At 69.0% G+C, this 21,534-nt stretch carries 21 protein-coding genes; 6 read left to right on the plus strand and 15 right to left on the minus strand.

The features are described from left to right. Positions 1-24: 24 nt before the first annotated feature. On the minus strand, positions 25-1,677 hold the full coding sequence (locus tag ACIBLC_RS35505) for a GMC oxidoreductase (RefSeq protein ID WP_399215535.1): 1,653 nt from the start codon (positions 1,675-1,677) through the stop codon (positions 25-27). Positions 1,678-1,996: 319 nt separating this feature from the next. Here ACIBLC_RS35505 and kstD point away from each other — a divergent pair, with 319 nt between their 5' ends. Beyond that, entirely contained in the window at positions 1,997-3,790 is a 1,794-nt protein-coding gene (kstD, locus tag ACIBLC_RS35510; protein WP_399215536.1) for a 3-oxosteroid 1-dehydrogenase, read from the plus strand. On the opposite strand, the gene ACIBLC_RS35515 is transcribed toward kstD, so the two are convergent. Together ACIBLC_RS35515 and ACIBLC_RS35520 are read right to left on the minus strand one after the other, a co-directional pair. Then, complete coding sequence (locus ACIBLC_RS35515) at positions 3,791-4,324, minus strand: GNAT family N-acetyltransferase (RefSeq protein WP_399215537.1); 534 nt, start codon at positions 4,322-4,324, stop codon at positions 3,791-3,793. Between the two features lie 335 nt (positions 4,325-4,659). Then, positions 4,660-4,926: a hypothetical protein gene (locus ACIBLC_RS35520; protein ID WP_399215538.1), complete on the minus strand. Its 267-nt coding sequence runs from the start codon at positions 4,924-4,926 to the stop codon at positions 4,660-4,662. Positions 4,927-5,391: 465 nt separating this feature from the next. Between ACIBLC_RS35520 and ACIBLC_RS35525 the strand changes: the two genes are divergently transcribed. Further along, the gene (locus ACIBLC_RS35525; RefSeq protein ID WP_399215539.1) at positions 5,392-5,988 is read left to right on the plus strand and encodes a dihydrofolate reductase family protein; all 597 of its coding nucleotides are present in this window, start codon (positions 5,392-5,394) and stop codon (positions 5,986-5,988) included. Positions 5,989-6,288: 300 nt separating this feature from the next. Here ACIBLC_RS35525 and ACIBLC_RS35530 read toward each other — a convergent pair whose 3' ends face one another. Both ACIBLC_RS35530 and ACIBLC_RS35535 read right to left on the minus strand, forming a co-directional pair. Beyond that, positions 6,289-6,597 (minus strand): MiAMP1 family antimicrobial peptide, encoded by a 309-nt coding sequence (locus ACIBLC_RS35530; RefSeq protein WP_399215540.1) that lies wholly within the window; start codon positions 6,595-6,597, stop codon positions 6,289-6,291. A 106-nt stretch (positions 6,598-6,703) separates the two neighbouring features. Then, positions 6,704-7,666, minus strand: a complete 963-nt coding sequence (locus ACIBLC_RS35535) for a zinc-binding dehydrogenase (RefSeq protein WP_399215541.1) — start codon at positions 7,664-7,666, stop codon at positions 6,704-6,706. 146 nt (positions 7,667-7,812) lie between these two features. Between ACIBLC_RS35535 and ACIBLC_RS35540 the strand changes: the two genes are divergently transcribed. Together ACIBLC_RS35540 and ACIBLC_RS35545 are read left to right on the plus strand one after the other, a co-directional pair. Next, the gene (locus tag ACIBLC_RS35540; RefSeq protein ID WP_399215542.1) at positions 7,813-8,478 is read left to right on the plus strand and encodes a TetR/AcrR family transcriptional regulator; all 666 of its coding nucleotides are present in this window, start codon (positions 7,813-7,815) and stop codon (positions 8,476-8,478) included. A 236-nt stretch (positions 8,479-8,714) separates the two neighbouring features. Next, positions 8,715-9,434 (plus strand): DUF4232 domain-containing protein, encoded by a 720-nt coding sequence (locus ACIBLC_RS35545; protein WP_399215543.1) that lies wholly within the window; start codon positions 8,715-8,717, stop codon positions 9,432-9,434. A 187-nt stretch (positions 9,435-9,621) separates the two neighbouring features. On the opposite strand, the gene ACIBLC_RS35550 is transcribed toward ACIBLC_RS35545, so the two are convergent. Next, complete coding sequence (locus ACIBLC_RS35550; protein ID WP_399215544.1) at positions 9,622-10,122, minus strand: PaaI family thioesterase; 501 nt, start codon at positions 10,120-10,122, stop codon at positions 9,622-9,624. Between the two features lie 93 nt (positions 10,123-10,215). Between ACIBLC_RS35550 and ACIBLC_RS35555 the strand changes: the two genes are divergently transcribed. Next, the gene (locus ACIBLC_RS35555) at positions 10,216-10,683 is read left to right on the plus strand and encodes a winged helix-turn-helix transcriptional regulator (protein WP_399215545.1); all 468 of its coding nucleotides are present in this window, start codon (positions 10,216-10,218) and stop codon (positions 10,681-10,683) included. Between the two features lie 141 nt (positions 10,684-10,824). Here ACIBLC_RS35555 and ACIBLC_RS35560 read toward each other — a convergent pair whose 3' ends face one another. The 7 genes from ACIBLC_RS35560 to ACIBLC_RS35590 all read right to left on the minus strand — a co-directional run bounded on the left by ACIBLC_RS35560 (position 10,825) and on the right by ACIBLC_RS35590 (position 18,965). Further along, positions 10,825-11,715: a class I SAM-dependent methyltransferase gene (locus ACIBLC_RS35560; RefSeq protein ID WP_399215546.1), complete on the minus strand. Its 891-nt coding sequence runs from the start codon at positions 11,713-11,715 to the stop codon at positions 10,825-10,827. A gap of 288 nt (positions 11,716-12,003) precedes the next feature. Next, positions 12,004-12,597 (minus strand): helix-turn-helix domain-containing protein, encoded by a 594-nt coding sequence (locus ACIBLC_RS35565; RefSeq protein WP_399215547.1) that lies wholly within the window; start codon positions 12,595-12,597, stop codon positions 12,004-12,006. A gap of 202 nt (positions 12,598-12,799) precedes the next feature. Beyond that, complete coding sequence (locus tag ACIBLC_RS35570; protein WP_399215548.1) at positions 12,800-13,645, minus strand: MHYT domain-containing protein; 846 nt, start codon at positions 13,643-13,645, stop codon at positions 12,800-12,802. A 609-nt stretch (positions 13,646-14,254) separates the two neighbouring features. Next, positions 14,255-15,706: a carboxylesterase/lipase family protein gene (locus tag ACIBLC_RS35575; RefSeq protein ID WP_399215549.1), complete on the minus strand. Its 1,452-nt coding sequence runs from the start codon at positions 15,704-15,706 to the stop codon at positions 14,255-14,257. 81 nt (positions 15,707-15,787) lie between these two features. Continuing rightward, positions 15,788-16,693: an MBL fold metallo-hydrolase gene (locus ACIBLC_RS35580; protein ID WP_399215550.1), complete on the minus strand. Its 906-nt coding sequence runs from the start codon at positions 16,691-16,693 to the stop codon at positions 15,788-15,790. Between the two features lie 133 nt (positions 16,694-16,826). Then, on the minus strand, positions 16,827-17,858 hold the full coding sequence (locus ACIBLC_RS35585; protein WP_399215551.1) for an SMP-30/gluconolactonase/LRE family protein: 1,032 nt from the start codon (positions 17,856-17,858) through the stop codon (positions 16,827-16,829). A gap of 183 nt (positions 17,859-18,041) precedes the next feature. Continuing rightward, positions 18,042-18,965 carry a helix-turn-helix domain-containing protein gene (locus ACIBLC_RS35590; RefSeq protein WP_399215552.1) on the minus strand — a complete coding sequence of 308 codons (924 nt, stop codon included), beginning with the start codon at positions 18,963-18,965 and terminating at the stop codon, positions 18,042-18,044. Between the two features lie 143 nt (positions 18,966-19,108). On the opposite strand from ACIBLC_RS35590, the gene ACIBLC_RS35595 reads away from it, so the two are divergent. Next, on the plus strand, positions 19,109-19,609 hold the full coding sequence (locus ACIBLC_RS35595) for an SRPBCC family protein (RefSeq protein WP_399215554.1): 501 nt from the start codon (positions 19,109-19,111) through the stop codon (positions 19,607-19,609). 224 nt (positions 19,610-19,833) lie between these two features. On the opposite strand, the gene ACIBLC_RS35600 is transcribed toward ACIBLC_RS35595, so the two are convergent. Next, positions 19,834-20,793: a hypothetical protein gene (locus tag ACIBLC_RS35600; protein WP_399215555.1), complete on the minus strand. Its 960-nt coding sequence runs from the start codon at positions 20,791-20,793 to the stop codon at positions 19,834-19,836. A gap of 225 nt (positions 20,794-21,018) precedes the next feature. Beyond that, a complete protein-coding gene (locus ACIBLC_RS35605) occupies positions 21,019-21,342 on the minus strand; it encodes a hypothetical protein (RefSeq protein ID WP_399215556.1) in 324 nt (107 codons plus the stop codon). Positions 21,343-21,534 lie beyond the last annotated feature (192 nt).

Below are 21,534 nucleotides of genomic sequence, written 5' to 3' on the forward strand. Positions count from 1 at the left end.
ACCGGTGCGGTGGAGCTGCCGCCGTTACAGGTCGGCGGCGATGATCTTCTCGATGTTCCGTTCGGCGAGCGCGGTGATGGTGACGAACGGGTTGACGCTGGTGTTGCCGGGGATCAGCGAGCCGTCGATGACGTACAGGCCCGAATAGCCGTGCAGGCGGCCGTAGTTGTCGGTCGCCTTGTTGAGTACCGCGCCGCCGAGCGGGTGGTACGTCAGGTGGTCGCCCCAGATCTTGTAGACGCCGAACAGGTCGGTGCGGTAGATGGTCCCTTCCTTGGCGTTGATCTTGTCGAAGATCGACTTGGCCATGTCGATGGACGGCTGCTTCCAGGCGGTCTGCCAGTTCAGTTCGGCCTTGCCGGTGGCGGAGTTCCAGGTGAACTGGGCGCGGTTCGGGTTCTTGGTGATCGACAGGTAGAACGAGGCGAAGGTCTCGATCCCGGTGGGCAGCGGCGCGACTTCGGCGAACGCGCCACCGGCGGCCCAGTTGTCGATGCCGCCGCACGGGATGCTGGACTGGAGAGAGCCGGTCGCGTCCCACATGTGGTTGGCGCGACCGCACATGACGTTGCCGTTGTCTCCCCACCCCTTGCCTATCTCGGAGTTGAGGCCGGGAAGCGCGCCGGTGGCCTTCAGCTTGACGAGCAGTTTGCTGGTGCCGACGCTGCCGGCCGCGAAGAAGACCCGGTCAGCGGTCACCGTCTTGGTGGTCGTGGTGTCACCGTTGGTGTTGAGCTGGTTGATGACGACCGTGTAGCCGCCGCCCGACGCAGGTGCCACCGAAGTGACCTGGTGCAGTGGCGAGATGGTGACCCTGCCGGTGGCCGCGGCCTGGGCCAGGTAGGTCTTCTGCAGCGACTTCTTGCCGTAGTTGTTGCCGTACAGGATCTCGCCCGCCAGCGCCGACTTCGGGACGGTCCCGGCGGCCTCCTGCTCCATGTAGTCCCAGTCGTACACGTCGGGCACGAACACGAACGGGAACCCGGACCGCTGGGCGTGCTTACGGCCGACCCGCGCGTACTGGTAGGCCGGGGTGGTGTCGAACCAGGCCGGGTCGATGGTCCCGACCCCGAGCCCGGTGTTGGCCCGCGGGTAGTACGTGCCGTACATCTCGTCGGCGTTCACCGAGGGGAGGACGGCCGCGAAGTTCTCGCGCTTGGGTGTGACGGCCATGCCGCCGTTGACCAGTGAACCGCCGCCGACACCGCGGCCCTGGTACACGATGATGCCGCCCATCTCCTCGGCGTCCAGGATCCCGGTGTAGCGGGGGATGTCCCCGTCGATCGGGAAGCCGAGGAAGTTGCTGAGCGGCTGCTTGGTCTTGGTGCGCAGCCAGTACGACCGGTTGTCCGGGCTGGTGGTGTTGGCGAAGATCTTGCCGTCCGAGCCCGGGGTGTCCCAGGCCATGCCCATCTCGATCATGTGTACGGCGACACCGGCCTGGGCGAGCCGCAGGGCCGCCACGGAACCGCCGTATCCGGTGCCGATCACCAGGGCGGCGACGTGGGCTCCGGGGGTGATCGGTCCGGCCGCCGCGAGCGCCCGCTCCTGCGCCGGCCGGGCGTGCGCTGTCTGCGCCGAAAGGGTTACCGCGCCAAGAATAGAACCTGTTCCAGTGATGAATCTACGACGCGAAACACCTCTGGAGTCCTTGTAGTGCTTGGTAGTGTCGTTCATGTGACACTCCTCACTCTCGATGAGTGAGAACACGTTCTACTGTTACTGGCTTGTTAAGTCACTACATACCTGTAGGTAACTTGCGCCCGATTTTGGGGCGATCTTCAGGGCGTCCGCGGCCGGGTGTGCTCCGGATCCGGGACGGAGTCGGGGCGGGGTCGCGGGGGTTCCCGGCCCGGCCGTCCTGCGTGCCCCTTGACTTCACAAGACCCCCGCGCAACATTCCTGACGCCGCATCAGAACCGGGACGCCCAGCGCCCGTTGCTTCCCGGGGTACAGCACGCTCTCCCGTCCCTTCGCCCGGTTGGAGCGCCCTGCCATGTCCACCGACGTGACCCCTGCGAGACGTACCGAATCCTCCGCGTCCGGGCCCTCGCGCCGCCGGGTGCTCGGAGCGACGGGCGCCTCTTTCGCGCTCGCGGCCGGCCTCCCTGGTGCGGCCGAGGCCGCGGACCTGCCCCTGCTCGGCACGTACGACGTCGTGGTGATCGGTTCGGGAGCGGCCGGGATGACCGCCGCGCTCACCGCGGCGAAGCAGGGACTGAGCTGCGTGGTCGTGGAGAAGGCGGTCACCTTCGGGGGCTCGGCGGCACGTTCCGGCGCGGGCATCTGGATCCCGAACAACGCGGTGATCCTCGCGGCCGGTGTGCCCGACACTCCGGCGAAGGCCGCCGCCTACCTCGCGGCGGTCGTCGGCCCCGACATCCCCGCCTCGCGGCAACAGGCCTTCCTCGGCAAGGGTCCCGCCATGCTGTCCTTCGTCATGGCCAACAGCCCGCTGCGTTTCCGCTGGATGGAGGGATACAGCGACTACTACCCGGAGCTGCCCGGCGGGCTGCCCGGCGGCCGCTCCATCGAACCCGACCAGCTCGACGGCAACATCCTGGGCGCCGAACTCGCCCGGCTGAACCCCTCGTACATGACGGTCCCGAGCGGCATGGTCGTCTTCAGCGCCGACTACAAGTGGCTCAACCTCTCCGCGGTGAGCGTGAAGGGCGCGGCCGTCGCCACCGAGTGCCTGGCCCGTGGCACCAAGGCGGCGCTGCTCGGCCAGAAGCCCCTCACCATGGGCCAGTCGCTGGCGGCCGGCCTGCGTGCCGGACTGCTCGCCGCGCAGGTACCCGTGTGGCTGAACACGCCGTTGTCCGAGCTGTACACGGAGAGCGGTGCCGTCACCGGGGCGGTGGTGACACGCAACGGCGCACCGGGCCTGGTGAGGGCGCGGCGCGGTGTCATCGTCGGATCCGGCGGCTTCGAGCACAACGCGGCCATGCGTGCCCGGTACCAGCAGCAGCCCATCGGCACGGCGTGGACGGTGGGCGCGAAGGAGAACACCGGCGATGGCATCCAGGCGGGCGAACGGGCCGGCGGCGCGCTCGACCTGATGGACGACGCCTGGTGGGGCCCGGCGATCCCGCTGCCCGACCAGCCCTACTTCTGCCTCGCCGAACGCACGCTCCCCGGCGGGCTCCTCGTCAACGCCGCGGGCGCGCGCTTCGTCAACGAAGCGGCTCCCTACAGCGATGTCGTACACATCATGTACGAGCGCAACGCGACCGCTCCCGACATCCCCGCCTGGCTGATCGTCGACCAGAACTACCGCAACCGCTACCTGTTCCGGGACGTCGTCCCGACCTTCACGTTCCCTGACGCCTGGTACCAGTCGGGCGCCGTGCACAAGGCCTGGACCCTGGACGCTCTGGCCGGTCGGATCGGCGTTCCCGGGGCCGCCCTCCGTGCCACCGTCAACCGCTTCAACGGCCTCGCCCTGACCGGCAAGGACACCGACTTCCACCGTGGTGACAGCGCCTACGACCACTACTACACCGACCCCGCGGTCCTCCCCAACTCCTGTCTGGCACCCCTGTGGCTCGCCCCCTTCTACGCCTTCAAGATCGTCCCGGGCGACCTGGGAACGAAGGGCGGCCTGCGCACGGACGCCAGGGCGCGTGTGCTGCGGCCCGACGGCTCGGCGATCCCCGGCCTGTACGCCGCGGGGAACGCCAGCGCCGCGGTCATGGGGCACAGCTACGCAGGGGCGGGTTCCACGATCGGGCCGGCGATGACCTTCGGGTACATCGCGGCGCTGGACATCGCGGGCGGGGCCGCGTGATCAGCCCTGGAACTCGGTGAGGTCGATGGCGTGGATGTGCAGCGGGTAGCCGTACACCGGGTGGGTCGTCTCGCGTTCCGGCACCATGCCGAGCTTGTGGATGATGTTCTCGGAGGCGTCGTTACCCATTCGATTGATGGCGATGACCCGGTCGAGGCCACGGTCCTGGAGCGCGAACTCCAGCGTGGCGTGGGCGGCCTCGGACGCGTAGCCCTGTCCCCAGAACTGTGAGCCGAGCCGCCAGCTGATCGCCACGTCGGGCAGCACCTCCGGCAGGAACCCGGGCACGGACAGACCCGCGAAGCCGGCCACCTCCCCCGACGCCAGCAGCTCGACCGCGAAGAGCCCGAACCCCTCCTCGTCCCACTCCTCCTCCCACCGCTCGATCTCCTCGGCGGTGTGCTCCAGGTCGCGCACCGAGCCGTCGTCGATCCACCGCATGACCTGTGAGTCCGCGTTGACGTCGGCCATGGGCGCGAGGTCGTTGTCGTTCCAGCGGCGGAGGAGCAGGCGGGGAGTGTGGATCTCGGTCATGGCGCCCATCCTGCCTGACGGGCGGATCATCAGGCCAATGGCTGCGGCGGGCGGCGTGCGTAGATTCGTGTTCCTCATGCTCAGCCACGCACACACCTACGCGCCCGCACTGCCCGTGGCCGGGACCCGATGTGAAGGGCAGGTCCAGTCGTGGCGAGGCCCGTGAGCCGGGACCCACCCGTGAGGATCCGCCGCACCGCACGTTAGCGCGCCAATCGACGGTTCTTCGCGGACAACGACCCAGCCGCTGGCCCGGCCCGGCTGGCCCTGTGCAGCAACACGCTCCGCGGCTTACCGAGACTCGCTGCCCGCGCGCACCACGAAGCGTCTACTGGTCAGAAGGGATCGGTGAACGAGATCGGCTTGCCGGTGGCGTGGGCGTATGCGATCTCCCTGCTCGTGGACTCGCCGATATACCCGCCTGGGTTGACGACCAGAACCCGGTCAGCCAGGTCGATCTTGCGCAGGTGGAGGGCGCCCAGCGCGGTCTTCTGCTCGTTGGTGATCAACTCGTCTGCTTCGTGATCCTCGGCGCGCAGGAAGACGCCTGGCGCGACGACGATGACACCTGCGAAGGTCAGATCACGGTTCGCCGTGCTCATCTCGTCCACGAACCGGGTAGAGCCGCAGATGCAGACAATCTCAGGTCGGTCGGGCACGGCTCAGCCCTTCGGGTCGAACGGGAAACCGTCAGTGTGCGCGTAGCCTTCACAGACGGGCATACGAGCCAACAGTTTATGCGGCGAGATGGACACCACGCGGCTGCACCGTCGCAGGCGGGAGGCGTTGCCCGTGCTGGGAATGACGCTGCTTGACGCCGAAGTCTGGGGTGCACCCGGCTCACCAGCTTCCTTTGGCAACGCGGCCTAGCTCTGCGCCGACCGCACGCCGGCCCCGACTACACCGGCCAGTCGGCCGTCGCCTCGTAATACCGCTCCGTCCCGCACGGGGATCGATGAGTTGGCGGAGAGCGATGACTTTCAGACCGTGCGGCAGTCTCCCTTGTCGCAACCCTTTGCCGTAACCCCCTGCCGTAACCCTTGGAACGCGAAAGAGGAGCGAGTCCCATGCGCGTAGTGATCAGCGAATTCATGAGCTTGGACGGCGTCGTGCAGGCACCGGGTGGACCCGATGAGGACACCGACGGCGGCTTCGCCCATGGCGGTTGGACTCACCCCTTCTTCGATCCGGAGGTGGTGGGCGGAGCCTTCGCCGACGCGTTGAACAAGGCCGACGCGCTGCTCTTCGGACGCGCCACCTGGCAGTCGATGGCGGCGGCGTGGCCCGAGCGGGGCGGCGACCCGTTCGCCGACCGGATGAACTCCCTCCAGAAGTACGTCGTTTCCGAGACGCTCGGTGAAGACGATCTGACCTGGAACAACACCAGGCTTGTCCCGGGCGACGAGTTCGTCGGCCAGATCCGCAAGCTGCGCGAGGCGGACGGCGGCGACCTGTTGGTGATGGGGAGTCCCACCCTTGTACGGGCCCTCCTGCGCGAGAGCCTCGTCGACGAACTCCGCCTCATGATCATGCCGATAATCCTCGGCGGAGGTAAGTCGATCTTCCCCGACGACGGAGTGCCGCACACGCTCGAACTGGTCTCGACCGTCACCAGCGGCACGGGTGTGAACGTCTGCACCTACCGGCCGGTCGCCAAGGGGTAGGGGCGCCACCACGATTGCGATCCCCTCGCTCGGCCAGGGCGCGACACGGCACCGCCCCGAGTTCGGGATCCATGAAAGCGTCATCGCTCGCGGACGTGGGCGTCGTCCTGGCCAACACCGCGGACCCGGCCCGGTCATCGGCGACGCCGGGTCAATGCGCGTTGAGCACGCCGCCGAGATGCAACGGCTGATTTCCCAGTGGGAGTTGGCCGTTCTGCCCGCCACCACGCACATGACGCTCGTGCGGCGGACATCCTTGCTCCCGCCCACGCTCAGCGAGTTCCTGGATGGCTGCGGGTCCTAGCAGACGATGAAGATGCTCTTCCAGCCGACGGGAGTGCGCTGCTCGGCGTACCTGTTCGACGCGAGCGTGAAGTGGGCAACGCCCTGGGCGTTGGACTGGTTGTACATGCGCCCCGACTGGCCGTCCCCGTACCACTTGTAGGACCCGTGGTAGGGGATGTTGCTGGTGCCGCAGGCGGTGATCACCACGCTGCGCCCGGAGAAGCCCTCGCCTTCATAGGCGACATACTGCGAGGCCACGGCCGTACCTGCTGTCGCGACCACGGTCATGGCTGCCGCGGTGATGACCTGAGCGATTCTCTTCATGGTGTGGCTCCTGGCGTCGATCCCAACAAATGTGCACACAGGGTAACCAGTTGTTACTCAATGTGTTCGTCATTGGCTCGATCGCGGCCAGTCGTGTGAGCGGGGACTACGGCGCGAGCACGATCCTGCCGAAGACCTCGCCCGCGTCCATCTTCTGGTGTGCCAGCACGGCTTGGTCCAGTGACAGCAACTCGTGGACCACCGTTTCGATCTCGCCGCGGCTCGCTGCGGCGAACTGTTCGCCCCGTACGGCACGACGCTCGGCCACGGTGACGGTGTCCGTGCTGAAGGTGGCGAAGGACATCGACTTCTGGAAGGCCGACATGATCCTTGCGCCGAAGTCCGCCGGAGGTTGACCTGCGACAATGCCCACGGTCACCATGCGCCCGTTCGGATTGAGCCTGTCGAAGAACGTCGGCATGTCCCCACCGGCCACAACGTCGATGATGACGTCGTAGCCCGCCGGAGCGTCTTCCCCTCCTTCGCCGGAGCGGTCCAGTACGTGGGTGGCACCGAGTTCGCGCAGCCGCTTGCCGCGCTCGGCCGACGACGTCGTGACCGCCACCGCGGCCGCACCTCCACGGGCCGCGAGTTGCACCGCCATGATCCCGATGCTGCCGGCCGCGCCGCGCACCAGGACTGTCTCCCCGGGAGCGAAGTGCGCGTGGCGCAGCCCGAAGTGGGCCACCACGCCGGAACTGCCGAGCGTCACCGCGTCGACGGCGGACAGGTTCACGGGCAGGGGAAGCGTCTCCTCGACCGACACGACGGCCTGTTCGACGTAACCTCCGCCGGTGCCGGTGAAGCCCCACACCCGTCGGCCGATCCAGGAAACATCGACGCCGTCTCCGACCGCGGTCACGGTGCCCGCCACCTCGCTACCCGGGATGTGCCCCTCCTTGAAGCCGTAGGCGGCCAGAACCCCGCTTCGGATCACGGTGTCGACCCCACCGACGCCCACCGCCTCGGTGGCGATCAGCACCTGGCCGGCAGCAGGCTTCGGCGCCGGCAGGTCGACAACGGCCAGACCCTCAGGGCCCCCGTACGTCTGGATCGCTACTGCTTTCACTGTCCGTCTCCACGTTCTCGCGGGCCGGGGGGTTTCACGCCACGGCCGCGGCTCGGTCACGGTGCCGCACGCACCGGTGATCCCGGCGGGCTTCCGTGTCCTGGACGTTAGTGGACGCCCCCGTCCACTTGGCTAAAGTGAGAGTGGTGACCGACCGTTTGCCTCACACCCCTCACTCCCTGCGTTCCGACGCGCTGGACAACCGCGCACGCATCCTCGAAGCGGCCCGGGCGCTGTTCTCCGCCGACGGCCTGAACGTGCCGATGCGGGAGATCGCCCGGCGCGCCGGGGTCGGACCCGCCACTTTGTACCGCCGCTTCCCGACCAAGCAGATGCTGGTCACCGAAGCCTTCGCGGACCAGGCGCACGCATGTCGCGTCATCGTCGACGAGGGATGCGCCGACCCCGATCCGTGGCGTGGCTTCTGTCTGGTGGTCGAGAAGGTCTGCGACCTGCACGCGCGTGACCGGGGCTTCACCGAAGCCTTTTTGTCGACCTTCCCGGACGTGGCCGATGTCGCCGCGAACCGTGAGTACACGCTGAAAGCAGTCGCCGAACTGGCCCAGCGAGCCAAGGAAGCCGGGCGTCTGCGTCCCGACTTCGTCCTGGACGACCTCATCCTCATCCTCATGGCCAACAAGGGGATCCACACCACAACGCCCGCCACCCAAGTCGCGGCCTCCCGACGCTTCGCGGGGCTGGTGATCCAGGCCTTCGAGGCAGGCCCCCAGCACGCACCGCTGCCGCCGGCGGCACGACTGGCATACACCGCGGCGACAAGCGCATCTGCCTCGGCGGCTACGTCGTCCTGACCTGGGGCGGGTCAGAGCTCGCGGCACGCTTTTGGTTGTCAGGGTCCGAGCAGGGAGAAGACGCCGGGCTTGACCATGCGTGAGCTTCTTGTGGCGGAACCGCCCCATCCTTGTACGCGCTCTGCAACAGGCCTGCGAGGCAGACGCGTTGAGGGCGATTCCTGGTACAGGCTCTGCCCACAGTCGAGAGCCGAAAACCGAGAACGGATGCGTACGGCCGACAACGGGGGAACACCATGAATGCTGCTGCCCGTAGGAACCACGAGAACCACGAGAACCACAAGAACCGCGAGAACCGCAAGAGGCCAAGGAGCTGGAAGTCCCACGTCCTCGGGGCCGCGGTGGTCGCCGCGCTGCTCGCATCCACGGCGTGCGAGCCGGGCGCGGCCGAGGGCTCGGACGACGCCAGGTCCTCGGACCGGCCGAGCGGGACGAATTCGGCGAAGCCAGGGGACGGTTCGGGCGACACCGGCGCGAGCGAAGACAACGGCGGGAACGGCGACAGCGGCACCATCGCCGCCTGCACCGCGGACGAACTCGCGGTCTCGGCCGCGAAGGAGCCCGCGGACAGCAAGGACGCCAGGCACCTTCTCATCACCGTTCAGAACGCCGGTGACGAGAAGTGCAACGTCTACCACTATCCCTACGTGCTGATCGGCGATGCCCAGGCCCCGACCCCCGTGATCGAGGACAGCAGCCCGGACCCGGGGAAGCCCATGACCATCGCTCCGGGTGAGGAGGCGCACGCCGCTCTGCTCGTCGCCGGCGGCGCCAGGGACGAGTACGAGGCGAACAGCATCACCCTCACCCTCCACGGCAGCAAGCTCGGCACCAAGGCGGACGAGCGCCTGGACGTCCCCATGCCCGTCGACACGTTGTACGCGGACGACGGTCAACTTGTCACTTACTGGACGACGGCCTCCGGCAGTGCCCTGGACTTCATCATGTCGAAGTGACGGCCCCCGGTCGGGACCGCATCCCCGCGGCCGACCGGAGAACTCAAATGGCCACCTGTGGCGCTCAGTTCCCCGCCAGCAACTCGCGCGGCCGCCTGGCGGGGGATTCGCCTTCTTCCGTGCGGCCACCGGGCAGTTCGCAGCCCTGACATCATCCCCGAACGCGAGATCGGCCGATGCCCGCCTCTCAGGTCGAGGTGGCCTGTACGGGGAACAGCATGCAACTGCTGGTGGCGTGGGCCAGCAGGCGGTCCTTCGCGTCGAGCAGCGTGGCTTCGGCGAGTGCGGTCTGCCGGCCCCGGTTGACGACGGTGCCGACGGCCCGGACTCTGCCGGTGTCCACCGTGATCCGCTTCAGGAACTTGACGGTCAGGTCGAGTGAGGTATAGCCCATGCCTGGCGGGAGTGTGGACTGGACGGCGCATCCCGCGGCCGAGTCGAGCAGCGTGGCGTAGACGCCGCCGTGGACGCTGCCGATCGGGTTGTAGTGCTCCTCACCTGGCATCAGCGAAAACACCGCCTTGCCCTCGGTCACCTCGTCGAGCGTGAAGTCCAAGGTGGCGGCGATGGGTGGCCCGGGCAGGCGGCCCGCCCGCACGTCACGCAGGAAGTCCAGGCCGGAAGCGTGCCCGACAGCGGACGCCGTGACGGCAGGGTCCTCCCACTCGTACGTACGTGTCCGTCCCATATCTCCGCACCCCTCTGGCTGGCTTCTTCAATCGAAGCTAGCTCTCGCCTCGACTGGCTGTCAATGATGAAGCCAGGGTCCTACGATGTCTGCATGGAGTGGCTCGAGGCGAGCACCGAGAACTGTCCCGTCCAGCGCACGCTCGACGTGGTCGGGGAGAAGTGGATGCTGCTGATCCTGCGCGACACCGCGAACGGCGTACGCCGGTTCGACGACTTCCGCCGTCATATGGGCCTGTCGGAGGCGGTCCTCAGTGACCGGCTCCGAAAGCTCACTGCGGTCGGCATCCTGAGAACCGTTCCGTACCAGGAACAGGGCAGTCGGGTGCGCAACGAATACCGGCTGACCCGCAAGGGCTGGGACCTTTGGCCCGTCCTCGTCGCCCTGCGCCAGTGGGGCGAGTCGTACGCCCCGGATCCCGAAGGCCCGGTCCTGGACATGCGCCACGCCGACTGCGGAGCCGAGGTGCGCGTCGTCGTCGAGTGCGTGCAGGACCACACTGCGCTGGCCCCCAAGGACGTCCACGCCCAGCCGGGGCCGGGTGCCCGTCGTCGGGCGTGAGACGGTTGGCGACTTGCGCGTCGAGCAGTGAGCGACAGTTTGCGGAACCGGCGGACCGTGCGCGCTCCGCTCGCGGGCCGAAACTTCACGAGGCGTCCCACATGCCAGGCCGGGTCGGACTTGCGACCGCGTCCGCGCAGATCAGGCGCGCCGTGCGGCCCACACGGTGCGTTCGGTGCGTACGGACAGGTCGCGGCGATGCAGGATGCTGTGGGCGCTGTCGGTGTCGAGCAACTGGTCGAGAGCGGCCAGATCCTCGGCGGGGAGCATCCGGGCAACGCCGCCCCGCAGGCGGCGCAGGCCGCTGAGCGCGTAGCGGCCGACAGCCGTGTTGCCGGTTCCCTCGATGTCCACGGGGATGGTGCGCTCGTCCACGACGACGAACCCGGCGGCGGTCAGCTTGCGCCCCCAGTCGGCGCCCCGGTGCGGCAGCTGCGCGGCGTGGTGGTGCGCGAGGGCGGCGTGGCAGCGTTCTTCGAGACCGGGCCCGTCCTCCGGCGCGTCCTCGGGCAGGAACCGGGGGAAGCCGGCCAGCTCGACGACGGCGAAGAGTCCGCCGGGCGCGAGCATGTCGTGGACCTGGCTCAGGGCGCGGTCGGGGTCGGCCATGTGGTGCATGGAGGCCGACGCCCACACCAGTTCGGGCGTGCCGAGTTCGGGCCATCGAGCGTCGAGGTCGGCCCGCATGATCCGCACCCGGCCGGCGACACCTTCCGCCTCCGCCTTCTCCTTCAGACGGCTCAGGTGGGCGGCCGAGGTGTCCACGGCGGTCACCTCGGCCTCGGGAAAGCGGGCCAGCAGGGCAAGGGTGCCGGTACCGGTCCCGCAGCCCAGATCGACAATGCGGCGAGGGCTGGTCCCTATGGGCAGCCACGCGGTGATGGACGCGATGTGTTCCGCGAGCACCTCCGCGTCCAGGTCGAGGATCTCGGACTGGTCAGCGGTGGTGTCGTGTCCTTGCTGGTGAACGTGCTGCATGTGCTGCACGTGCTGTGCGTGGTCGTGTGCCGCGTGCGGGGAAGGGTGGGTCATGGCGCCACGGTAGGTGGATCATGCGCGCAGGGCCCGGTGCGTGTCCGAATACGCAAGAGGATGGCCGGTTGGGCTGCCGATCGCGCAACCGGCTTTCGGGTAAGCCGCGTCCTGGCAGGGCGTCCTCGCGGCACTTCCTGGTGGGGCGTCCCCGTCGTACGGTCCGGCGGTGCGTCCTCGACGTACGGCCTGGCGTTGCGTCCCCGTCGTACGGTCGGACGGTGCGGCGCCGTCGCCGTAGGACCCGGCGTGCACGATCGCCGTCAATATCGGCGTGCGGCGTCGGCGTCACCGCGGCGGGCGGCTCGTGCCACCGGAGTCCTCACCGCGTTGGTGGCCGCGGCGGGCGTCGCGGTCGAAGATGCCCAGGATCTCGCAGGGGCCGCCCTCGGCGCCGATGGCGTGCGGGAGCATCGTCGGGAACTCCGCTGCCTGATTGGTCTCGACGCGGAGACGTCGGTCGCCCAGCAGCAGGATCGCCGTGCCGGAGAGGACGACGAGCCATTCGCGGCCGGGGTGGGCGCGCAGGCGTGAGGGGTTGTCGGGCGCCGGGTCGGTCATGCGCTGGCGCACGACGGTCATGCCTGGATCCGCCTTGATGGGCCACCGCATCAGCCCGTGGGCTCCGTCGATCATCGGGTTGGAGATGACATCGTCCGTGGCGGTCTCGACGAGCTGGTCGAGGGAGGTGTCCAGGGCCCGGGCAAGGGTGACGAGCTGGTCCAGGGCGAGGCGGCGCTGCCCGGTCTCGATGCGGCTGAGCGTGGACTGGCTGAGTCGGGCGCGGGCGGCCAGCTCTTCCAGGGACCAGCCCTGAGCGACGCGCAGGGCACGGATCCGTTTGCGCACCAGGCTGTCCAGCTCACGATTGTCTTGCGTCATGGGCAAAATGGTATGCGCTAGCAGCAAGGCGTGACTCGGCTCGACTCCCGAAAGCGCCGCAGACCCCGCCCGTGACTGGCATTGCCAACGCGTTGGAAGCATCCGGCAAGGCCCGGCTCCCAGGCGTCGGCGCTGATCAGAGCCGCCGCCCGAGGAGGCACAGGTCATGTCGTGGTGGGGCGCTGTCCGTCGCGCCTGGCCGCTACCAGCCGCTCGGCGGGCGGGCGTGGTGCGCGTCCGGTACTGACGTGCGGGCAGAGGTGAGAGATTCGGCGGCCCCTGCCGGCTGGGTGTTGTTCCAGTTGTTCTCGCCGAGTACGACCTCCGGGTCGAACATGACGATCACGGAGACGATGATCAGGACCGTCAAGGGGCCCGCGATCATGGCCAGGAGGAACGACAGCAGGCTCACCGAGGACTGGTTGTTGCCGACGACGTCGCTGACGTGGACGGTGACCGCGGTCATGCCCGTGTAGTGCATGCCCGTCACGGCGATGCCCATGATCGCACTCGCGCCGACCGCCGAACCCAGCCCGTGGATCGACACCGCCGCCCACAACGCCGCCGTCGCCGCGACCACGGCGATCACCACGCTCAACGCCACATAGACCGGGTCGTACTCGATGCTCCCGTGGCCGCTCATCGCGGACATGCCGAGATAGTGCATGGCGGCGACCCCGAGGCCGGTGAACACCCCGGCGGTGCCCAGCGTGGCGGGGCTCGATCCTCGATAGCCCACCAGGAAGACACCGACCGCAACAACCACGATGGCGACACCGAGACTCAGCATCGTGATCGCGGGATCGTAGGTCATGAGTGAGCCCTCGATGGTGAAGCCCATCATCGCGATGAAGTGCATCGTCCAGATACCGCAGCCGATGGACACCGCGCCGAGTGTCAGCCAGCCGGCCCGACGGGAGCCCGGCCCGCGCCGGAGCATGGACCGTGTCGTGCAGCGCAGGCCGAGTGCCGCGCCGAGGCACGCCATCAGATAGGCCGCGATCGGCGTGACGGCCCCGTAGTGGAAATTGGACACCGATTCGTTCATGACACGCATCCCCCCTTGATTCAGGCAGCAGCTCGGCGAACGCCGGCGGCGGACCGCGCGCGGTTGTAGGCAGAGCTCCCCCCTGGGGCCTGCCGACCGGAGTGCGGCGCGCAGTGAAAGTGACCCTCGGTCGGAGGGTCCGGTAACGGCACGGGTCGCACCGCCGATGTGGACGGAACGGACCGAAGCGGTGGGCCGGTTGTGGCCCACCTGCGCCTTCGCGTGCCTGAGCGACCCCGCGCGCGCTGGGTTGCGCACGCTCTCCCGTCCACTGCGAAGACAGGACGGCCGCGACCGGTCAGGGGCTCTTTCAAGCCGCTTGGCCGATATGTTCGTCATTCAAGCACATTTCCCACACAGTGTGACCTCGTCGGTCCTCCGCGTTGGAATCGATACATGCCAATGGAGAACTGATGCGCGTTCAGATTCCGTCCGGGTTGCTACTGCCGGCGTACTGAACGCCTTGGAGTGGAAAGCCTGATGAACCCCAGGGCGTCAGAACCCTCAGGGTGTGAGGGGAGTAGATCTTGATCATGCTTCAGGTCGTCGGGATGCCGAGACCTGATATTGGCCTGTCCGGCAATTGCCCACGCAATATGCATTGACTGTTCAGGCGACGCCGAGCTGCTGAACGTGGCCTCCGGCTCGTTCGTATACGGGCCAGCCGGGATTCCCGGTCTCGGCGAACCGGATCCACGATCGGTGGATATCGGCGGCGAGTCGCGCGGGCGGTTCGGTGCTGCCGAGCAGTCCTCGCGTGCCGTGCAGGGATGGCAGGGCCAGCCGGTCGAAGACGAAGGGCAACTCCATGACATGGCTGGCGCCCAGTTGCCCGTCCATCGCGTCGGAGCGCCAGCCGAACTCGTAGCAGTACGTCCGTCCGGTCGCCGCGCTCGCGTGTGCGGCGGCCATCTGCCGGGTGCCCGATCCGAACAGCCCGTCTCCGAGGATCGCGGTGCGAAGGTCGGCGGCCGACGCGGACGGGTGCTGTGCCCGGTAGGCGCGAACGGTTTCGTCGGGGTCGGAGTGGAACCTTGCCGCGGTGTCCCGGACATCGGCATCGGTGGTGCTCGCCATGAGTCCCAAGGGGGCGAGGTAGAGACTCCCCTCGTCGAGATTGGCGCCGATCAGCAGATCGACCTCGTCTCCCCGGCCGTCGGCGACCGCGGCGGCCGGCTGGTGCTCGCCGACCAGACTGAAGGAGGTGATGCCGCCGAGCGGGTCGTGGTGGGTGGACGTACGCAGGTCCAAGCCCGTCAGGCCGGCCATGGCGGCGACGAGACGCTCGTCGGGGATGCCGGCCAGGTTCTTGACCGTGGGTTCGAGATCCAGCTCGCGTCCGACCGCCGCGGTGACCATGCCGGCCTGCTCGGGAGTGAAGGCGCCGATGCCGGTGCCGCTCTGGATGATCGCCCGTCGGACCAGGCCGGAGGAGGCAGGGTCGGCGAGGACGCCGCCGACGATGATGGCTCCCGCGGACTGGCCGAAGAGGGTGACGTTGCCGGGGTCGCCGCCGAAGCGGGCGACGTTCTCCCGGACCCAGCGCAGGGCGGCCAGGACGTCGAGCATTCCGCGGTTGTCCGGGGCGTCGGCCAGGTGCAGGAAGCCGGGGATGCCCAGGCGGTAGTTGACGGTGATCAGCACGACGCCGTCGCGGGCGAATGCCGAGCCGTCGTAGAGGGGTCCACGTCCGGACCCCGCCACGAACCCTCCGCCGTGCACGAACACCATGACCGGCCGGGTCGGCCCTTCCTGCGGCGGGGCCCAGATGTTCATGGTGAGGTAGTCGTCCCCGCGCTGCCAGCCCGGGCCGAAGTAGGGCGACATGTCGAGGGTGCCGAAGGAGTCCCGGGTGGGCTGGGGCGCGGTCGGTCCGGGCTGTGTCGCGTCACGGACCCCGGTCCACGGTTCGTGCGGGCTCGGTGCGGCGAAACGCCCGCGTCCGACGGGTGGTGCGGCGTAGGGCACGTCGAGGAAGACGCTGCCGTTGCCGTGACGGCGACCGCGGACGGGACCTGACGTGGTGGTGACGTTGACGGTGGCGGGGTCGGCGGATGTCATCTCGGAACTCCTCGGTGCGGGTTGCTCACGCTGATGCCGCCGCTCCGGAGGGGCCGGAGCGGCGGCGAGGGTGGAGCGGGGTCAGTACTTCGTGATCGGCGCCCAGTTCTTGATCACGAACTCGCCGCCCTTGTGCTCGACTTCGAGGGCGCTGTGACCGCTGAAGTGGGCGGGCAGGACGAGGGCGTTGGCGTCGGCGGCCCAACCGAACAGCCTGCGCCGGGTCGTACGGGCCTGGGCCGGGTCCTGGCAGAAGCAGCTGTTGTGGTCGGGCCGCATGACCTGGAGGGGGGTGTGCACGAGGTCGCCCGCGAACAGCGCCTGGTCGCTGCCGGAGGCGAGTTTGACGACGCTGGATCCGGGCGTGTGACCAGGGGCCGCTTCAAGGCGCAGGTTCGCGTCGATGGTGTGCCCGTCCTCCCACAACCGCACCTGGCCCGCGGCGTGTACGGGGGCGACGCTGTCCTCGAAGACGTTCTCGTTGACACCACCGGTGATGTCCGGGTTGTTCGACGGGTTCCAGAACTCGAAGTCGGCCTTGGGCATCAGGTAGGTGGCGTTCGGAAACGTGGGCACCCAGGCGCCGTCGACCAGGCGGGTGTTCCAGCCGACGTGGTCGACATGGAGATGGGTGTTGATCACCAGGTCGACTTCCTCGGGCCGGACACCGGCGCGCGCGAGGTTGCCGAGGTAGTCCAGCTCCAGGTGGTCCCAATCGGCGACGGCGGGGCGGGTCTTGTCGTTGCCTACGCCGGTGTCTATCAGGATGGTCCTGCCCTCGCTGCGCAGCAGCCAGGTCTGCATCGCGACGTGGACCGTCGTGCCGTCGGCCCCCAGGTGGTCGGGCACCAGCATCTCCCGGTGCTCCTGCCAGGCCTGCTCGGGCAGGTCCGGGAAGAACTGGTCCGCGGGCATGATCGGCCCGTGCATCTCTTCGATCCGGGTGACGGCGACATCGCCCAGGATGATCTCGTGCGTGTTCTGCATGGTGGTTCTCCGTACGGTGTGGGTGGTGGGAGGACATGGAGCGACGTGACGGACCGGCCCCGGAGCCGACCGGACGTGGTCGGTCCGGAACGGTCCGGTGTGCGTCCGCGGGGGGGCGTCTGTTCCTCGGGTCCTAGTCGTTCAGGCGGGCGAGGATCAGGTTGGGGTCCTGGGCGGTGAGATAAGCGGCGCTCAGCACGTAGACCTTGTCGCCGCGCAGTGCGATGGACGTGGGGTTCTGCAGGCCGTCGGCCGGGTCCAGCACGATGGAGTGGCTGCCGTCGGGCTGGACGAGCGCGACCTCGCTCGAGCCGTTGAGAGCGGCCAGGAGCTGGTCCCCGTGGCCGGTGAAGGCGAAGTCGTCGATCCCCGGCAGACCGGCGGCCTCGGTCCGGACCGAACCGGCGCGCCCGTCCCGGAGGATGGGGATGCGAACGACGGTGCCCCTGTCGAGGTTGGTGGCCCAGACCGCCCCGTTGTGGATCTTCAGACCGTTGGCGCCGAGAAAGCCGGCGGGGGCGAGCTCGGGGGCGGTGGACCAGGCTCGGGGGGTGCCGCCGGTGGTGGGGACGCTCCAGACGGTGCCGAGCACGGAGTCGGTGACGTACAGGGTGCGGGTACGCGGATCCAGCGCCAGCCCGTTGGGCAGTCCGTTGGCGGGCAGCGCGGCGATCCGCCGCGGCTCGCCGCCCGGGCGCAGTCGCCATACGCCAGTGAGGTCGGCGGTTCCGGTCGCGTAGAGGAAGTACAGCGTGCCGTCGTCGGCACGGACGATCCCTGAGGTCAGCGGGAAGCTGAGGGCTGGGGTGTGGATGCCGCCGTCGGCGGGCAGCGGCAGGGTGGCCAGGATCCGGGTCCTGCCGCTGGGGGAGACCTCGGCGATCTGGCGACCCTGGGCGAAAGTGACGTACGCGGTGCCGCCCGGGGCCAGTGCGACGTTCTCCGGCGTCTGCCCCTTGGCCAGGTCGAAGTGCGCGGCGATTCGCGGGTGGCTCAGCGGGGCGGACCCGGCCGATGCCGATGCCGATGCCGATGCCGACGTGGATGCCGGGGCCGATGCCGACGCGGATGCGGATCCGGATGCCGAGGCCGGAGTGAGCGTCGCGGCAGCGGCGGCGACCAGGACGACGGCCGGTACGGCGGACATGGAGAGCTTCCTGAACATGGTTCCTTCAATGGTTTTCGGGCATGCGGCAGCGACACACCGACGCATGGGTTGGTTAGCGGGCTCTGCCCGGGGGCCATGCGGCCCCGGGGCTGCTCCCGGCGGCGGCCGCGCGTGGGCCGTGCCCGGGAGGGACGGGCGCTCGCAGGTGACGGCGGAGCGCCCGGTGACTTTCGGGTGAGGTCAGACAGTGTCGGCCGGGGGCCGCATCGCCGCCTGGCCGATCGAGGTGGTGTCCTGGGTGGTGGGTTGGGTATGGGGCTGGTCAGTGGCCTGGGCGAGCAGGGACAGCGCGGCCCGCGACGTGGAACCCGCCTCGGTGGTGGCGACCACGACGTTGGGGCCCTGCCCGTCGCTCAGGGTTTGTTGTACGACGGTCAGCGGGCCGACCAGTGGGTGCCGCATCTCGTACGTGGCGACGGTGCACGCCTTGACCCGATGGTCGGCCCACATCGAGGCGAACTCAGCGCTCTTCGCACTCAGTTCACCCAGCAGCGCGTGCAACGCGGTGTCCTGCGGATGCTGAGCCGCCACCAGACGCAGGTTTCCCACCACGGCTCTGGCCTTGCTCGGCCAGTCCGCGTACAGGTCGCGGGTATGACAGTCGAGAAACACCAGCCTGGCCATGTTGGGACGCTGCGCGGACAGGCCCGGGGCGTCAGGGGCCAGGTGCCCGGCGAACAGCGCGTGTCCGAGGCGATTCCACGCCAGTACGTCACTGCGCAGACCGAGTACGAGCGCGGGAACGTCCGTCAGTACGTCCATCAACTGGGCCGTCGCCTCCGTCACACGCTCCGGCGATGGCCGCCGGCCACGAGTGCGATGCCTGTCCGCCCGTGCCAGGTCGTGCAGATACCGCCGCTCGGAGTCGTCCAGCCGCAGAGCCCCGGCGATCGCGTCCAGTACCGCGGAGGACGCGCTCAGTGACTGCCCCTGCTCCAGCCGGGTGTAGTAGGAGGCGCTCACACCCGCCAGCAGGGCCAACTCCTCGCGGCGAAGCCCCGGCACACGCCGACGCTCTCCGTAGGTGGGCACCCCGACGTCCTCGGGACGCAGCTGGGAGCGCCGCGTCTGGAGGAAGTCCCCGAGCTGTGATTTTCCGGTCATGGATCTGAGTATGGGCCGACTCGAAACGCACAGCCTGCCCCAGCTGTGGATAGGCAGCAGTGGGTCTGGCTCCCCACCATGACCGGTGATGACGTGGGCCTCGCCGACCCGGCACCATCCCGCACTCACCCCTGGAGAACGCCTTGAGCGCCACCACCAGCGAACACGACCTCTTCGAAGCCCTGGACCCATCGAGCTTCGCCTTCACCAGACGCGCATGGGTCGATGCCGCACCCCTGCGGGTCTACGACCTGGTCAGTGACGTGTCCGCGATCGGCCGCTGGAGCCCCAACGCGGACGACGTCACGTTCGACCGGGGCGCCGGGCCCCGGGTCGGCGCCTGGTTCAGCGGCCACAACCGGAAGGACGGCAGGGAATGGACCACCCGCTCGCAGGTCGTACGAGCGGACCGCGGTGACGCCTTCACCTTCGTGGTCGGCGGCGCCGAAGACGGCATCGTGCGGTGGAGCTGGACCTTCCACGCCCAGGGACGCGGAACCGTCGTAGAACAGTCCTGGCAACTGCTCCGCCTCGACCCGGTCCTGGGCACCACCCGCGGTGACCTCGACGCACTCCGCGACTACATGACGAACAGCGTCGAAACCACCCTGCTCTCCCTCGCCCAGTGGATCGCCGAAGACTGAGGTTCCCGGACGTAGTTCCGTTGACGGTGGCGGCTTCCGGCACTCAGAGAGCGACGCCCCCGCTCGGCGTCCACGCTCGCCAGGATGAGTCCCAGGCGTCTGTCGGCGACTCACACCCCGCACGGTGCCGAGATCAACTTGCCTCTCGGCGGCGGCGTTCCCTAGAGCGGCGACCCAACTCGCAGGGGGCCACGCCAGCAGCGAGCGCCGCCTCTCGTACGTGGTCAGCCGGTCAGAGGCTCCCACCCGTTTTCCCGCGCCGGGGCTATACCGCTGAGCCACACCAGCGCCTCACCGATCAGGCCGGGCCTGTCCCGCGTGGCCAGGGCCGGGGCTTCGAGCATGTCGGCGGCCTCTTCCAAGTAGGTGACCAGAGTGTCGAGTTCTTCGCCGGGGGCTTCGTCGTAGCGGGACCAGGAACCCAGGTAGCCACTCTCGGAGTCCAGGTACAGGCCCGACGTGCTGTCAGCCGGGCCCAAGGCCACAACCGGAATCCAGGTTGCCTTCCACACGGTGATCCGCTCCGCTTCGGGGCGATCGGCGTTGAGGGGGTCCTGGTGGGCCTGGGAGCCCGTCTTCAGACGGTGGACGGCGGCCACAGCGTCCAGGGGCATCAGGGCCTTGTTGCCCGGAAGACACCCCCAGCCATCGCCCCCGTCGTCACCCGCCGTCAGCAGCCACAGGACGTGCAACTCGACGGGGATCCGGATACCGATGTCGCCTTCCAGAGCGGCTATCGCGGCGGGACTCGCACCGGCGCGGAGCGCGGCGTAGGAGGCGGGCGCGTTCTGCTTCAGCCAGCCGGTGATGCGCCGCCAGGCATCGGCGACCTGACGTACGGTGACCGCGGCGGCAGCAGGGTCCGCGGGCGGCTCCTGCTCTCGGACCTGCTCTTGGGCATCGGCGTCCCTGGAGGGTTCGGGGGAGGGCTCGGTGGGCGGGGCAGTTCTGAGGAACCGGATCTCGATCCGGTCCGGCTCGCGGATGTAGCCGACGGACAGGTCGGGGCAGTCCTCGAACATGTCGCCGTCGACCGTCACGGTCAGGATGCCGGGCAGCCCCGAGGGCCGGCCCATGTCAGGGTCATCGGCCAGCTGGCCGGCCAGCGCCTTCAGCGCGTAGGGAGCGTCTGCCCCGAGTCGGGCGGCGGTGTCGCGTACGTCCGGCTGGATTTCGACCTTCACAGTCTGGTGCTCCTTGATGGCCGATGGCCGCTGGAGGACGCCGCCACTCACACACTAGGCCCGCGCCTTCACCGCGGGGGCTCCCACACCGCCGGGCGCCACCACCCCTGCTGCGGAAGGCTGTTGTGAGTGCTGCCGACGCGCGGCTCCCCACATCAGCAGCGATACGAGGGGCAGGGAAACCACCGTACGGACGCGACCGGAGACCGAAGGACGCGCACGGCGTCAGCGGACGTCGAGGTCCCGGCAGGTGTGTTCGTCGGGCAGCAAGGGCGGGAAGGACACCGCGTAGAGTCTGCCGCCGCTCGACCAACGGCTGTCCTGCCGTGCACCGCGGGCGAGGCCCAATGCCCCGGTCAGCGTGTCGCCCGTCAGGACCGTGTACCTGTCCTCGCGGGTCCGGATCCCTTCGGTGAGCGGACGCAGGGACCAGGGCGCGGCCGGAACCGATCCCGCTCCCACCCCGCCTGTGGCCAGCACCGCCGGCGCAGTCGGCCGGAACTCGCGCGTCCCACGCGGGGCGTCCGCCAGCCGCTCGACGTACGCCACGACCTCCCTGGGCGAGCCGCACCGCCCGCCTCCGGAGCGGTGATCCGGGTGCCGCACGCCCTCCGTCGTTCGCAGAGCCACCCGCAGGAGCGAGGCGTCGGTGCCGCTCGAGTCCTCGTACGTACGGGCTCGGCCAAAACCCACTACCGGGGCGCCGCAGCACGTCAGGCGTGAGATTGCGTAGCCGCCGTT

Source organism: Streptomyces sp. NPDC050535, assembly GCF_044457665.1.
GTDB lineage: Bacteria > Actinomycetota > Actinomycetes > Streptomycetales > Streptomycetaceae > Streptomyces.